This is a genomic window from Streptomyces cupreus (genome assembly GCF_014257025.1).
In the GTDB taxonomy this organism is placed as follows: domain Bacteria; phylum Actinomycetota; class Actinomycetes; order Streptomycetales; family Streptomycetaceae; genus Streptomyces; species Streptomyces cupreus.
The window spans coordinates 45919-60701 of sequence record NZ_JACMSF010000014.1 but is presented as its reverse complement, the minus strand read 5'-3'; the positions used below and the strand labels follow the sequence as shown (position 1 = coordinate 60701).

12 protein-coding genes are annotated in these 14783 nt (G+C 70.6%); 6 read left to right on the top strand and 6 right to left on the bottom strand.

Annotated elements, in window-relative coordinates:
* Positions 1 to 119 precede the first annotated feature (119 nt).
* The gene (locus H4N64_RS15365; protein ID WP_186282866.1) at positions 120 to 1046 is read right to left on the bottom strand and encodes a proline dehydrogenase family protein; all 927 of its coding nucleotides are present in this window, start codon (positions 1044 to 1046) and stop codon (positions 120 to 122) included.
* Between the two features lie 163 nt (positions 1047 to 1209).
* Here H4N64_RS15365 and H4N64_RS15360 point away from each other — a divergent pair, with 163 nt between their 5' ends.
* From H4N64_RS15360 to H4N64_RS15340, 5 genes are all read left to right on the top strand, one after another.
* A complete protein-coding gene (locus H4N64_RS15360; protein WP_186282865.1) occupies positions 1210 to 2397 on the top strand; it encodes a helix-turn-helix domain-containing protein in 1188 nt (395 codons plus the stop codon).
* An 86-nt stretch (positions 2398 to 2483) separates the two neighbouring features.
* Positions 2484 to 3971 (top strand): ABC transporter substrate-binding protein, encoded by a 1488-nt coding sequence (locus H4N64_RS15355; RefSeq protein ID WP_186282864.1) that lies wholly within the window; start codon positions 2484 to 2486, stop codon positions 3969 to 3971.
* Entirely contained in the window at positions 3968 to 5719 is a 1752-nt protein-coding gene (locus tag H4N64_RS15350) for an ABC transporter permease subunit (RefSeq protein WP_186282863.1), read from the top strand. The genes H4N64_RS15355 and H4N64_RS15350 overlap by 4 nt, the downstream gene beginning before the upstream one ends.
* Positions 5688 to 6392, top strand: a complete 705-nt coding sequence (locus H4N64_RS15345; protein ID WP_260859742.1) for an ABC transporter ATP-binding protein — start codon at positions 5688 to 5690, stop codon at positions 6390 to 6392. The genes H4N64_RS15350 and H4N64_RS15345 overlap by 32 nt, the downstream gene beginning before the upstream one ends.
* On the top strand, positions 6379 to 7050 hold the full coding sequence (locus tag H4N64_RS15340; protein WP_186282862.1) for an ATP-binding cassette domain-containing protein: 672 nt from the start codon (positions 6379 to 6381) through the stop codon (positions 7048 to 7050). The genes H4N64_RS15345 and H4N64_RS15340 overlap by 14 nt, the downstream gene beginning before the upstream one ends.
* Here the strand turns inward: H4N64_RS15340 and H4N64_RS15335 are convergent.
* Complete coding sequence (locus H4N64_RS15335; RefSeq protein ID WP_186282861.1) at positions 7037 to 7615, bottom strand: TetR/AcrR family transcriptional regulator; 579 nt, start codon at positions 7613 to 7615, stop codon at positions 7037 to 7039. The two genes, H4N64_RS15340 and H4N64_RS15335, sit on opposite strands and share 14 nt — an antisense overlap.
* A 97-nt stretch (positions 7616 to 7712) precedes the next feature.
* Here H4N64_RS15335 and H4N64_RS15330 point away from each other — a divergent pair, with 97 nt between their 5' ends.
* Positions 7713 to 9251 (top strand): MFS transporter, encoded by a 1539-nt coding sequence (locus H4N64_RS15330; protein ID WP_186282860.1) that lies wholly within the window; start codon positions 7713 to 7715, stop codon positions 9249 to 9251.
* A gap of 57 nt (positions 9252 to 9308) precedes the next feature.
* Here H4N64_RS15330 and serA read toward each other — a convergent pair whose 3' ends face one another.
* The 4 genes from serA to H4N64_RS15310 form a co-directional block, all read right to left on the bottom strand.
* The gene (gene serA / locus H4N64_RS15325) at positions 9309 to 10898 is read right to left on the bottom strand and encodes a phosphoglycerate dehydrogenase (RefSeq protein WP_186282859.1); all 1590 of its coding nucleotides are present in this window, start codon (positions 10896 to 10898) and stop codon (positions 9309 to 9311) included.
* A gap of 229 nt (positions 10899 to 11127) precedes the next feature.
* A complete protein-coding gene (ilvC, locus tag H4N64_RS15320; RefSeq protein WP_186282858.1) occupies positions 11128 to 12126 on the bottom strand; it encodes a ketol-acid reductoisomerase in 999 nt (332 codons plus the stop codon).
* Between the two features lie 119 nt (positions 12127 to 12245).
* Positions 12246 to 12770 (bottom strand): acetolactate synthase small subunit, encoded by a 525-nt coding sequence (ilvN, locus tag H4N64_RS15315; protein WP_007496172.1) that lies wholly within the window; start codon positions 12768 to 12770, stop codon positions 12246 to 12248.
* Between the two features lie 22 nt (positions 12771 to 12792).
* A complete protein-coding gene (locus H4N64_RS15310; protein ID WP_186282857.1) occupies positions 12793 to 14640 on the bottom strand; it encodes an acetolactate synthase large subunit in 1848 nt (615 codons plus the stop codon).
* Between the last annotated feature and the right edge of the window lie 143 nt (positions 14641 to 14783).

Below are 14783 nucleotides of genomic sequence, written 5' to 3'. Positions count from 1 at the left end.
TCACGAGATCCGTAACTCCTTTCCACGGATCTGGGTCCGGCTCAGCCGGCCGCGGGGCGGCGGCTGTTGGCTTCCGAGCACTCCTCGGCGACCGACAGCCGTGGCTCATCCGGTGCGCATCACCCCTTGCTGACCATCGAGCGGAGGAAGAAGCGCAGGTTCGCCGGCTTCTCCGCCAGCCTTCGCATGAAGTAGCCGTACCAGTCGGTGCCGTACGCCGTGTAGACGCGCATGCGGTGGCCCTCGGCGGCCAGGCGCAGGTGCTCGTCGCTGCGGATGCCGTAAAGCATCTGGAACTCGTACTCGTCGAGCTTTCGCCCGGCGCGATGGGCGAGTTCCTGGGCGATGGAGATCAGGCGCGGGTCGTGGGACCCGATCATCGGGTACCCGGAGCCCTCCATGAGGATGCGCATGACGCGGACGTACGCCTTGTCGATCTCGGCCTTGTCCTGGTACGCGACCTCGGCGGGCTCCTTGTAGGCGCCCTTGACGATGCGGACGCGACTGCCGTTCGCGGCGAGGCGGTGGGCGTCGGCCTCGGTGCGGAACAGGTAGGCCTGGATCACACAGCCGGTCCCCGGGAATTCCCTCCGCAGCTCCTCGTGGATGGCGAACATCGAGTCCAGGGTGGTGTGGTCCTCCGCGTCCAGGGTGACCGTGGTGCCGATGGCGGCGGCGGCCTCGACGACCGGGCGGACGTTGGCGAGCGCGAGCTCATGACCACCGGGCAGCGCCTGGCCGAACATCGACAGCTTCACGGACATCTCCGCGCGCGTGCCGAGCTCCAGGCCCTTGAGCCGGTCGATCAGCTCCAGATAGGCGTCGCGGGCGGCCTCGGCCTGTGCGGGGGTGGTGATGTCCTCGCCGACCACGTCCATGGTCAGTTCCAAGCCCTTGGCCGTGAGGTCCTCGATGATCGGGACGATCTCGTCCACGGTCTCGCCGGGGATGAAGCGGTCGACGACCTGCTTGGTGACGGGAGCCGCCGAGACCAGACGTCGCATCCGGTCGCTGCGTGACGCGGCGAGAATCACGGGACCCAGCACGGGGCACCTCCACAAACCATCAGAAACAGGCCGTCACCCAACGGTTCGGGTACGGCACGGAGAACCACCGTGAAACCTAAGGATCCCTCCGATCGTCGGCCATCGACAGCTGTCACGCATCCGTGCCGCAGATCTCATACAGATGTATGAGGGGCCTGGGGAAATGAGGGAGAATGCCCGAGTGACGTCGGAATTCAAGGGTGACTACCAGGAGCTGGTCGATGAGATCTCGGAGCTGCTGGGCGCCCCGGCGACCCTGGAGAACCGCGACTTCGAGCTGATCGCCTTCGGTGCCTACGACAGCGAGGACGAGCTGGACGCCTCCGCGCTGGACCCCGTGCGCACCCGCTCGATCCTGACCCGTCGCTCCACGGCCGCCGTCCGCGCCTGGTTCGAGGGCTTCGGCATCACCCGCGCGAGCGCCCCCGTCCGGATCCCGCCCACCCCGGAGGCCGGGGTCTACCGCGGCCGGATCGGTCTGCCGGTACGCCACCGGGGTGTCGTCCTCGGTTACGTCTGGCTCCTGGACGACGACCCTGGCCCCACCGACCGCCGACTGGCCGCCGCGATGGACGTCACCGTCCGCATCGGCGATCTGCTCGCCGACGAGGCCCAGCACGGCGCCGATCTCACCCGTGAGCTGCGGGCCGTCCTGACCGCCGAGCGCGACTGGCAGCGCGACATGGCGGTCGCCGAGCTGCGCACCGCCCTCGGCCCTCGCGCCGACTCCCTTCATACGGTCGTCTGCGTGGCCCCCTGGCCGTCGGCCGACCCGGACGACGCCCCGTCGGTGCGCACGGTGCCGGGTGCGATGGCGCTCTGCACGGTGCCGTGGGGGACGACGGACCACTCGCTGGCGCTCCTGATCCGGCTGCGGTCCCCGCAGCTGCTGACCCCGGCGACATCCGCGGCCGGACGGCTGTTGGAGCGGGCGGGCGGACACGGGGGTGCGGGCCTCGCGGCCGCGCGGGCCGGGCTGGTGGAGCTGGGGGCGGCCTGGCGGGAGGCGTCGGCCGCGGCGCGCGCGGTCCTGGCCGAGCCACGGCTCGGGCCCGTCGCACAATGGGCCCGCATCGGCCCGTACCGCCTGCTGACCGCGCTGCCGCCCGAGACGGCGCACGACCCGGCGGTGGCCCCGCTGCTCTCCCCCGCCCACCGGGAACTCGCGCGCACCGCCGAGGTCTACCTCGACTGTGCGGGACAGGCGGCGCGGACGGCCGCCGAGCTCGGGATCCACCGGCAGACCCTCTACTACCGCCTGTCCCGCGTCGAGCAGTTGACGGGCCTGGACCTGGACGACGGCGAGGACCGGCTGCTGCTGCACATGGCGTTGAAGGGAGCGCGGTTGTAGCACCGAGGGGTTTATGAAAATGATTGTCATCATGCTACGGTCGTCGCACGCTCAACCTTTGACCATGCCTTTACCCGGAGTGTGCCGTGCGCGTCCCCGCCCGTCTGCTGTCCCTCACCGCGGTCTCGGCCGCCTCCGCGCTGCTCACCGGCTGCTTCGCCGAGAGTGAGTCGACCGGCGCCTCCGGCGAGGGCAAGCGCGTACGCCTCGCGATGATGCAGCCGCCGCGCTCGGGCCTCTCCCCGCTCTCGGACGACGCGTTCAAGCTGTCCCGCTGGTCGACGGCGGAGACCCTTGTGAAGCTGGACGCCGAGGGCGACGCCGAACCCGCGCTGGCCACCGAGTGGCGGCAGTCCGGCCGGACCTGGACCTTCGAGATTCGCGAGGGCGTCACCTTCCACGACGGCACCGAGCTCGACGCCGAGTCCGTCGTACGGTCGCTCACCGCCGCCGCCGACGCCTCCCCCAAGCCCCGCATCCTGGACGGCGTGGAGCTGACCGCGAAGGCCGACGGCGACCGGGTCACTGTCACCACCGCCACCGAGGACCCCCTGGTCCCGCAGCGCCTCAGCTCCCCGCAGCTGTCGATCCTGGCCGCGAAGGCGTACCGGGGGAAGACGGTGAACCCCCTCGGCGCCGGCACCGGTCCCTTCGAGCTGACCAAGGTCAACGGCACCTCCTCCGCCTCCCTCGACCGCTACGACGACTACTGGGGCGAGCGGGCCAAGGCCCCCGGAATCGACGTGAAGTTCGTCCCCGACGGCGCCGCCCGCGCCGCCGCCCTGCGCAGCGGCGAGGCCGACATCGTCGAGGCCGTACCGGTGTCGCAGGCGGCCCTGCTGGACGAGGAGTCGATCACCGAGGTCCCGATGCCGCGGACCAACACCCTGTACCTCAACACCTCCGACGGCCCCTTCGAGGACGCCTCCCTGCGCGCCGCCGCCCGTAAGGCCATCGACGCCGGGTCGATCGTGAAGGGCGTGTACGAGGGACGCGCCGACGTCGCCGAGGGGCTGCTGGGGCCCGCGCTGCCGTGGGCGGCCGAGCTGCGCACCGACGTGAGGCGCGCGGCGGCGAAGAAGGCGGACGGCGAGACCGTCACCATCGGCACCTTCACCGACCGTGCCGAGCTGCCGGAGGTCGCCGCCACCCTGCAACAGCAGCTCCAGCAGGCCGGGTTCAAGGTGAAGCTGGAGATCCGCGAGTACGCGAACATCGAATCCGACGCACTGGCGGGCGAGTTCGACGCGTTCATCCTGTCCCGGGCCACCGTCCTCGACTCCGGCGATCCGGCCGCGTATCTCTACAGCGACTTCGCCTCCGACGGTTCCTTCAACATCTCCCGACTCGCCGACTCCTCGGTCGACAAGGTGCTGAAGAAGGCGGGCGCGACCGCGACCGGCGAGGCCCGCCGCAAGGCCGTCATCGAGGCCGAGGCCGCCGTTCTCGCCACCGACGCCGCGATCCCGATGCTGCACGAGCGGGTCATCCAGGGCGACGCCGAGGGTGTCGTCGGCGCCGCGCACGACCCGCGCGAGCGCGAACTGGTCACGGCCGACACCTACGTCAAGTGAGGCCGACCGCCGCCGGGGTGACCCGAGCGCTGTGTCTGGTCGCGGTCCTGGCCGCCGTGGGCCTGCTGCCCTGGCTCTCCGGGAACGACCCCGCGCTGACGGTCCTGCGGGCCCGGTCCCCCGAGCAGGAACCGACGAAGGAGGCGCTGGACGCCGTACGCCAGGATCTCGGGCTTGACGCCGGGCCCCTTTCGCTGCTGGGGAGTTGGGCCTCCGGGCTGGTGCGCGGGGATCTCGGGACGTCGTGGGTGTCGGGGACCGAGGTGCTGCCGTCGGTCGTCACCGGGCTCCAGGTGTCGCTGGGGCTGATGGGCGCGGCCTTCGGGGTCGCGGTGGTGCTGGCCTGTGCGCTGGTCGCGCCTGTGCTGGTACGGGGGCGGGGGTCGGCCGGGGCGGGGGCCGCGATGCTGGCCGCGGTGCCCGAATTCCTGCTGGCCACGGTCGCGTTGCTGGTGTGCGGGGTGTGGCTGGGGTGGCTGCCGACCTCGGGCTGGGCCGGACCCGAGTACATGGTGCTGCCCGCGCTTGCGCTCGGTGTCCCGGCGGGCGGTCTGCTCGGCCGGCTGGTCGCGGACGCGCTGCCGGGCGTGCTGGACGAGCGGTGGGTGGAGCTGTGGCGGGGGGCCGGGGTGAGCCGGAGGATCGTCGCGGGGGCCGCGCTGAAGCGCGTACTGCCGCCGCTGGTCCCGCAGTTCGGAATGGTTGCCGTCGGTCTGACCGGGGGCGCGGTGGCGGTGGAGACCGTCTTCGCGGTGCCCGGCATCGGGCGTACGGCGCTGGGCGCGGCCAAGTCCCAGGATCTGCCGCTGCTCCAGGGGGCGGTGCTGGCGCTGCTGGCGCTGGGGCTGGTCACGGGTGCGGCGGCCGCTCTGCTGCGGCGCCGGCTGCTGGGGCCCGCGCTGCGTGAGGCGGGGCTTCAACTGCCCCCGGCTCGACCGGTGCGTACACAACCGGCGATCCCGTTGACTCTGTTCACAGTCCTTGCAGTGGCCATCGGCTGGGGCCTGTCGCGCGATCCGTACGCGGTGAACACGGCCGCGCGCCTCACGGCTCCGTCCTGGGCGCACCCGCTCGGCACGGACGGACTCGGCCGCGATGTCCTCGCCCGGCTCGGGCACGGCGCCGCGCCGACGGTCGGCACGGCGGCGGCCGTATGCCTGCTGAGTCTCCTGGTGGGACTCGCGCTCGGGTTCCTGCCCGGCGTCGCGGCGGGCGCGTCCGACATCGCCAACGCCCTCCCCCCGGTGATCGTCGGCATCCTCGTCGCCGCCGCGGCGGGCCCCGGCACCGGCGGCGCGGCCCTCGCCGTGGCACTGATCTCCTGGCCCCCGCCGGCCGCCCACGCGGCGGCGCTGGTGCAGGAGGTCCGCGCGTCGGCGTTCCTCACCGCGCAGCGGGCCATCGGCGCGACCCCGTGGTGGATCCTCACCCGGCATGTACTCCCGTCCGTGGCGGCCCCGGTCGCCCGGCACGCCCTCCTCCGCCTCCCCGGCATGGCCCTCGCCCTCGCCTCCCTCGGCTTCCTGGGCCTGGGCGCCCGGCCGCCGGCCCCCGAGTGGGGACTGCTGCTCGACGAGTCGCGCGCCTACGTCGAGCGGGCGCCGTGGGCCGCCCTCGCCCCGGCCGCCGCACTGGCGCTGCTCGCCGGGCTCGCGGTGTCGGGAGCGGCGTACGCACAAGGAAGGCGAGTGAGCCGTACCAGGAAGGAGGTCTCCGATGCAGTCGGACGTGTTGCTGTCGGTGCGTGATCTGCGGATCGCCTTCGACGGAGTCGAGGCCGTGCGGGGTGTGTCCTTCGACGTCCGGTCGCGTGAAGTGCTGGCCGTCGTCGGCGAGTCGGGGGCGGGCAAGTCCCTGACGGTCCGGGCGCTGCTCGGCATGCTGCCCCGGGGCGCGACCACGAGCGGGACCATCCGGCCGGACCTCTCGGACCGGCGCGGCCGCCGTATCGCCCTCGTCCCGCAGGACGCCCTGTCCGCGCTCTCCCCCGTACACCGGGTCGGCGACCAACTCGCCGCCGCCGTACGCTCGGTGGCCCGTGTCTCCCGCAGGGAGGCCCAGTCCCGGGCGGTCGCCGCGCTCGACCGGGTCGGCATCCCGGACGCGGCGCGCAGGGCGCGGGCCTATCCGCACGAGTACTCCGGCGGCATGCGGCAGCGCGCGGTCATCGCCATGGCGACGATCAACGAACCCGACCTCGTCGTCGCCGACGAACCCACCAGCGCGCTGGACGAGGAGCGCCGGGACCAGGTCCTGCGGGTGCTCGCCGAGCAGCGGGAGGCCGTAGGGGCCGCGCTCGTCCTGGTCACCCACGACATGGACGTCGTACGGGAGCACGCCGACCGCGTGCTGGTGATGCGCGCCGGACGCGTCGCCGAACTCGGCCCGGCAGACCAGGAGAAGCAGCGTGCCCCTTCTTGACGTCCGCGAACTCGTCGTCCGCTACGGCACGGTGACGGCGGTGGACCAGGTCTCCTTCTCCCTGCGCGCGGGCGAGACCCTCGCCCTCGACGGCCCCTCCGGCTGCGGCAAGTCGTCCACCGCCATGGCCGTACTCCAGTTGCGCCGCCCGGATGCCGGTGAAGTCCGTTTCGAGGGACGGGAGTTGACGGTCCTCACCGAACGCGACCTGCGCCCGATCCGACCCCGCATGCAACCCGTCTTCCAGGACCCTTACGGCTCCCTCAGCCCCCGCCACCGGATCCGCGACGCGGTGGCGGAACCGCTCAAGGTCCAGGGCCGCTGGACGGCCGACGGCCCCGCGAAGGTCGCCGAACTGCTCGACCGGGTCGGCCTGGACCCCTCGCACGGCGCCCGCTACCCGCACGAGCTCTCCGGCGGCCAGTGCCAACGCGTCGGAATCGCTCGCGCGTTGGCCTCCGAGCCGCGGCTGCTGGTCCTCGACGAACCGGTGTCGGCACTGGACCCGTCGGTGCGGGCCGGGGTGCTGAACCTGCTGGCCGAGCTCCAGGACGAGCTGGGCCTCGGTTATCTGTTCATCTGCCACGACCGGGCCGTCGTACGGAATTTCGCGCACCGGGTGATCGAGATGCGGGACGGGCGCGTCATTTCCGGTTGACGCCCTCGACGACCCGGCGCAGACCCTCGGTGAGCTGCTCCGCGCCGGGCGCGGTCTTCGGGTCGAAGGTCCACTGGGCGATGAGGCCCGTCATCAGGGTGTTGTAGAGCTGCCCGATGGAGTCGACGTCCTCCTCCGCGATGTCCTCCTCCCGGCCTCCGAGGAACAGCGGGAGGATCCCTCGGGCGGCTTCCCGCTGCGCCCGCGCCAAGTGGTCGCGCACGTCGGGCAGTTGATCGCCCATAGCGATGATCTCGACGCTGAGGTGCCAGATGGAGTCGGGCTCCCGCATGGTGCGGATGATGCTCGACCAGACCTCGCGGAAACGTTCGAGCGAGCCCGGAGCGGTGCCGAAGGCGTCGGACTGTTCCCAGTCCTCGGACACCTCGCCCACGAGGGCGATGTAGGCCTCGGCGAGGAGCTTGTCCTTCGAGCCGTAGTGGTAGCCGATCGAGGCCAGGTTGGTCCCCGACTCCTTGACGATGTCGCGCGCGGTCGTGCGCACGAACCCCTTCTGCAACAGGCAGCGCTTGGCGCCTTCGAGCAGATCCTCACGATGTCCCATGTCCACCACCCTACCGCCGACCTATACGAGCGTCCTATACGGTCGACTTATACAATCGTTCTAGACAAGCGTTTAAGACGTGCGTACATTCCTCGGCATGACGAACTCGACGAGCACTACCACCCGTGCCGGGCGCCGGTGGGAGTCCCCCCTCTGGGGGAGGACCGCACTGTGCGTCCTGATGCTTCCGCTGCTACTGGTCTCCATGGACGTCTCGGTGCTCTACTTCGCGATCCCGGCGATCAGCGCGGACCTGGAGCCGAGCGGCACGCAGCAGCTGTGGATCTTCGACATCTACGCCTTCGTCCTTGCCGGTCTGCTGATGACGATGGGCTCGCTCGGCGACCGCATCGGCCACCGCCGCCTCCTGTTGATCGGCGCCGCCGCCTTCGGCACCGCCTCGCTGGTGGCGGCGTACGCGAACAGCGCCGAGACCCTGATCGCGGCCCGAGCGGTCCTCGGCATCGGCGGCGCGACCCTGATGCCCTCGACGATGGCCATGCTCCGCACGATGTTCACCGACCCCGGCCAGCGCGCGAAGGCGATCGGAATGTGGTCCGGCGTGATGACGGCCGGGATCGCGCTCGGTTCGGTGATGAGCGGGGTGCTGGTCGAGTACTTCTGGTGGGGCTCGGTCTTCCTGGTCAACCTGCCCGCGATGGCGCTGCTGCTGATCCTCGGCCCAGTGCTGCTCCCCGAGTCGAAGAACCCCGAGCCCGGCCGTTTCGACCTGCTGAGCGTCCCGCTGTCGATGGCGGCCGTACTCCCCGTGATCTACGGCCTGAAGGAGATCCCCTCCGAGGGCTGGAACGTCCGGTACGTCGTCTCGATCACCGTCGGCCTGCTCTTCGCGGCCCTCTTCGTCCACCGCCAGCGCACGGCCGCGGCGCCGATGATCTCCCCGGACCTGTTCCGGGGCCGGGGCTTCGCCCCCTCGGTCGCCCTGAACCTCGTCTCGGCGTTCGGCATCATGGGCTCGGCGTATTTCACCACGCAGTACATCCAGTCCGTGCTCGACAAGAGCGCGCTGGAGGCGGCCCTGTGGGCGCTGCTGCCGTCGGTGCCGATAGGAGTGGCGGCGCCGATCGCGACCCAGCTGGTGCAGAAGGGCGTCGACCGCGGCCATGTCGTCACCGGGGGCTTTGTGATCGCCGCGTCGGGCTTCGGGCTGCTGTCCCTCGCCGGTACGGACTCGCTGTGGCTCGTACTGACCGCGTGCGCGGTGCTCGCCGTCGGCGGTGTCGTGGTGATGTCCCAGATCATGGACCTGGCGATGGGCACGGCCCCGGTGGAGCGGGCGGGCGCCGCGTCCTCCCTGATGGAGACCGGCGCCGAGTTCGGCGGCGCGCTGGGCATGGCGGTGCTCGGCTCGATCGGTACGGCGGTCTACCGCCACGAGATCCCGGGCTCGGCCCCGGATGCGGCCCACGAGACGCTGGGCGGAGCACTGGCGGTCGCCGACCGGGTGCCGGGCCTCGCCACGGCCGCGCGGGAGGCGTTCACCAGCGGGATGCAGGGGGCGGCGATCGCGGGGGCGGCGGTGCTGGTGGGGGCCGCGGTGCTGGCGGCGGTGAGCCTGCCACGGGTACGGAAGAACGCCGGACAGGCTGATCAACTCAGCCCGTCCGGCGTTTGAGGACGAGGCCCGTTCAGGGCCGAAGCGGAGGTCTGGGGGCGGCAGCCCCCAGGCACCTCAGGCCAGGTTCACGGCACGAGCAGACGTCGCGCCGATCTCCTCAGCAACCTCGGTCAGAACCCCGGCGGGCACCGCGTCATCGACGGTGAGGACGGCGAGCGCCTCACCGCCGGCGACGGCACGCGAGACCTGCATACCGGCGATGTTGATGCCCGCCTCGCCGAAGATCCGGCCGACCGTGCCGACGACACCCGGGCGGTCCTCGTACTTCAGGACGACCATGTGGTCGGCGAGCGCGAGGTCCACGTCGTAGTCACCGACCGCGACGATCTTCTGGAGGTGCTTGGGGCCGGCCAGCGTGCCGGAGACCGACACCTCCTCGCCGTTGCCCAGCGTGCCGCGCACGGTGACGACATTGCGGTGGTCGGCCGACTCCGAGCTGGTGGTCAGCCGTACCTCGACACCGCGCTCCTGGGCGAACAGCGGGGCGTTGACGTAGGACACCGTCTCGTCGACGACGTCCTCGAAGACACCCTTGAGGGCGCTGAGCTCCAGCACCTTCACATCGTGCTGGGTGATCTCGCCGTACACCTCGACGTCGAGGCGGACCGCGACCTCACCGGCGAGCGCCGTGAAGATACGGCCGAGGCGCTCGGCGAGCGGCAGGCCCGGCTTGACGTCCTCGGCGATGACACCGCCCTGGACGTTCACCGCGTCCGGGACCAGCTCACCGGCGAGCGCGAGGCGCACCGACCGGGCGACGGCGATACCGGCCTTCTCCTGCGCCTCGTCGGTGGAGGCACCGAGGTGCGGGGTGGCGACGACCTGGTCGAACTCGAAGAGCGGGGAGTCCGTGCAGGGCTCCTTCGCGTACACGTCGAGACCGGCACCGGCGACCCGGCCCTCCTTGAGGGCGGAGTACAGCGCCTCCTCGTCGACGATCCCGCCGCGCGCGGCGTTGACGATGCGGACGCTCGGCTTGACCTTGCGCAGCGCCTCGTCGCCGATCAGGCCGACGGTCTCGGGGGTCTTGGGGAGGTGGACGGTGATGAAGTCGGAGACTTCGAGCAGCTCGTCGAGGGACAGCACCTTGACGCCCATCTGCGCGGCCCGCGCGGGCTGGATGTAGGGGTCGTAGGCGACGACCTTCATACCGAAGCCCGACATCCGCTGGGCGACGAGCGCACCGATGCGGCCGAGGCCGACGACACCGAGGGTCTTCTCGGCGAGCTCCACGCCCGTGTACTTGCTGCGCTTCCACTCGCCGTTCTTCAGCGCGGCGTTGGCCTGCGGGATGTGGCGGGCGGTGGCGACGAGGAGACCGCAGGCCAGCTCGGCGGCGGTCACGATGTTCGAGGTCGGGGCGTTGACGACCATCACGCCGGCCTTGGTGGCGGCGGAGACGTCGACGTTGTCCAGGCCGACGCCGGCTCGTGCGACGACCTTCAGCTTGTTCGCGGCGGCGATCGCCTCGGCGTCGACCTTGGTGGCCGAGCGGATCAGGATCGCGTCCACACCGGCGATGGCCGGGAGCAGCTCCGCCCGGTCGGCGCCGTTGCAGTGGCGGATCTCGAAGTCCGGGCCAAGCGCGTCCACGGTCGCGGGCGACAGCTCTTCGGCGATGAGTACGACGGGTTTCGAGCTCACGTGAGTCCTCACAAGTCCAATGCGGACGGCCGTCCCGACGGCCGCAAGCGAGGGAGGGTGGTGGCCGCGTGGAAGACGCACGACGCTGTGGGCCTGACGCGTATGTAGTACGGCAGTGTAGTGCCGTGACGGAGGCGGTCTCACGCCTCAGCGGAAGGATCACCCGTCCGTGGTTGGACGAGGTGGACAACAGGGCCGGAGCGACTGCTCCGGCCCTGTCGGCTGAGGCTTACGCCTCCTCGTTCACCCAGCTCATGAGCTTGCGCAGCTCCTTGCCGGTGGTCTCCAGCAGGTGCTCGGAGTCCGCGGTCTTGTACTCGTTGTACTTCTTCAGACCGCCGTGGTACTCGTCCATCCAGGCCTGCGCGAAGGTGCCGTCCTGGATCTCGGCGAGGACCTTCTTCATCTCGGCCTTGGTGGCGTCGGTGATGATCCGCGGGCCGGTGACGTAGTCGCCCCACTCGGCGGTCTCGGAGATCGACCAGCGCATCTTCTCCAGGCCGCCCTCGTACATGAGGTCCACGATCAGCTTCAGCTCGTGCAGGCACTCGAAGTACGCGATCTCGGGCTGGTAGCCGGCCTCGGTCAGCGTCTCGAAACCGGCCTTCACCAGGGCGGCCGTACCACCGCAGAGGACGGCCTGCTCACCGAACAGGTCGGTCTCGGTCTCCTCGGTGAAGGTGGTCTTGATGACGCCGGCGCGGGTGCCGCCGATGCCCTTGGCGTACGACAGGGCGAGCGCGAAGGCGCCTCCGGAGGCGTCCTGCTCGACGGCGGCGATGCAGGGAACGCCGCGGCCCTCCTCGTACTGACGGCGCACGAGGTGGCCCGGGCCCTTCGGGGCGACCATGCAGACGTCGACGCCGGCCGGGGGCTTGATGAAGCCGAAGCGGATGTTGAAGCCGTGGCCGAAGAACAGCGCGTCGCCGTCCTTCAGGTTCGGGGCGATGTGCTCCTCGTAGACCTGGGCCTGGATCGGGTCCGGGACCAGGATCATGATGACGTCGGCCTCGGCGGCGGCCTCGGACGGCGTCACCACGCGCAGGCCCTGCTCCTCGGCCTTGACCTTGGACTTGGAGCCCTCGTGCAGACCGACGCGCACGTCGACACCCGAGTCACGGAGCGACAGCGCGTGGGCGTGGCCCTGGCTGCCGTAACCGATGACCGCGACCTTGCGGCCCTGGATGATGGACAGGTCGGCGTCGGCGTCGTAGAACAGCTCGGCCACTTTGGGTTCTCTCCTTGGTGTGCAGGTGTTGCGTCCCACCGTATGACGGCGGGCGGAAGGGAAGTTCGGGGGTCTCGGTATACGGGCGGCCGGTGTGTCCCGGCCGCCCGGTTCCGTCGTTATGCCGACCGGTCGAGGGCGCGCAGCGACCGGTCCGTGATCGAACGCGCACCGCGTCCGATCGCGATCGTGCCGGACTGGACGAGCTCCTTGATGCCGAAGGGCTCCAGCATCTTCAGCATCGCCTCCAGCTTGTCGCTGGAGCCGGTGGCCTCGATCGTCACGGCCTCCGGGGAGACGTCGACGGTCTTGGCGCGGAACAGCTGAACGATCTCCACGATCTGGGAGCGCGTCTCGTTGTCGGCGCGCACCTTCACCAGAACGAGTTCGCGCTGAACGGCCGAACCGGGCTCAAGCTCGACGATCTTCAGCACGTTGACGAGCTTGTTGAGCTGCTTGGTCACCTGCTCCAGCGGCAGATCGGCCACGCTCACCACGATGGTGATACGGGAGATGTCGGGGTGCTCGGTGACGCCGACCGCGAGCGAGTCGATGTTGAAGCCGCGGCGGGAGAACAGGGCGGCGATCCGGGCCAGGATGCCGGGCGTGTTCTCCACCAGGACGGAGAGCGTGTGCTTGGACATGATCTGTTTACGTCTCTCTCGCTCAGTCGTCTTCGTTGTCGCCGAAGTCGGGGCGGACGTCCCGGGCGGCCATGATCTCGTCGTTGGAGGTGCCGGCGGCGACCATCGGCCACACCATCGCGTCCTCGTGGACGATGAAGTCGACGACGACGGGGCGGTCGTTGATGGAGTTCGCCTCCTCGATCACCTTGTCGAGGTCGGCCGGGTCCTCGCAGCGGATCGCGTAACAGCCCATGGCCTCCGACAGCTTGACGAAGTCGGGGACGCGGGTGCCCCTCGCCTCCGGGTTGATGTCGTTCGGGCCGGAGTGCAGCACGGTGTTGGAGTAACGCTGGTTGTAGAACAGCGTCTGCCACTGGCGGACCATCCCGAGGGCGCCGTTGTTGATGATGGCGACCTTGATCGGGATGTTGTTCAGGGCGCAGGTGGTCAGCTCCTGATTGGTCATCTGGAAGCAGCCGTCGCCGTCGATCGCCCAGACGGTCCGGTCCGGGGCTCCGGCCTTGGCGCCCATCGCGGCCGGGACCGCGTAGCCCATCGTCCCGGCGCCGCCGGAGTTGAGCCAGGTGGCGGGCTTGTCGTACTCGATGAAGTGCGCGGCCCACATCTGGTGCTGGCCGACGCCCGCCGCGAAGATCGTGCCCTCGGGGGCGAGTCGGCCGATGCGCTCGATGACCTGCTGCGGGGACAGGGACCCGTCCTCGGGCTGGTCGTAGCCGAGCGGGTAGGTCTCGCGCCAGCGGCTGAGGTCCTTCCACCAGGCCTCGTAGTCACCGCGGTGACCCTCGCTGTGCTCCTTCTGCACTGCCTGGATCAGATCGGCGATGACCTCACGGGCGTCGCCCACGATCGGCACGTCCGCGGCGCGGTTCTTGCCGATCTCTGCCGGGTCGATGTCCGCGTGCACGATCTTGGCGTACGGCGCGAAGCTGTCCAGCTTGCCGGTGACGCGGTCGTCGAAGCGGGCACCGAGGGCGACGATCAGATCGGCCTTCTGCAGTCCGGTGACCGCGGCCACCGAGCCGTGCATGCCGGGCATGCCCAGGTGCTGGGGGTGGCTGTCGGGGAACGCACCGAGCGCCATCAGGGTGGTGGTGACGGGCGCGCCGGTCAGCTCGGCGAGCACCTTCAGCTCGGCGGTGGCGCCGGCCTTGAGGACACCGCCGCCGACGTAGAGGATCGGCCGCTTGGCGGAGGTGATCAGCTTGGCGGCCTCGCGGATCTGCTTGGCGTGCGGCTTGGTCACCGGGCGGTAGCCGGGCAGGTCCATGGTGGGCGGCCAGGAGAAGGTGGTCTGCGCCTGGAGCGCGTCTTTGGCGATGTCGACCAGGACCGGGCCGGGGCGTCCTGTGGCGGCGATGTGGAACGCCTGCGCGATCACCCGCGGGATGTCCTCGGCCTTGGTGACCAGGAAGTTGTGCTTGGTGATCGGCATGGTGATGCCGACGATGTCCGCCTCCTGGAAGGCGTCGGTGCCGATCGCCCTGGAGGCGACCTGCCCGGTGATCGCGACCAGCGGCACGGAGTCCATGTGCGCGTCGGCGATCGGGGTCACCAGGTTGGTGGCGCCGGGGCCCGAGGTCGCCATGCAGACACCGACCTTGCCGGTGGCCTGCGCGTAGCCGGTGGCGGCGTGGCCCGCGCCCTGCTCGTGCCGGACCAGGACGTGACGCACCTTCGTGGAGTCCATCAGCGGGTCGTACGCCGGGAGGATCGCACCGCCGGGAATGCCGAATACCGTGTCGGCGCCGACCTCCTCAAGAGAGCGGATGAGGGACTGCGCTCCCGTGACGTGCTCGGGCGCGGACTGCTGTCCTCCGGAACGGGGCCGCGGCTGCGGATGATGGGCCCCGGTGGCCTGCTCGGTCATCGGCATTCTCTTCTCGATGCTGAGGGTTTTTGCGAAGTTCGTGCGGTGTACGACTGCTGCTCGGCAGGTGCCTGTGCAACAAAAAACCCCTCGTGCCGTAAGGCAAGCGAGGGGAGCGCGCCGGGAGTGGATCGCTGAGCGGT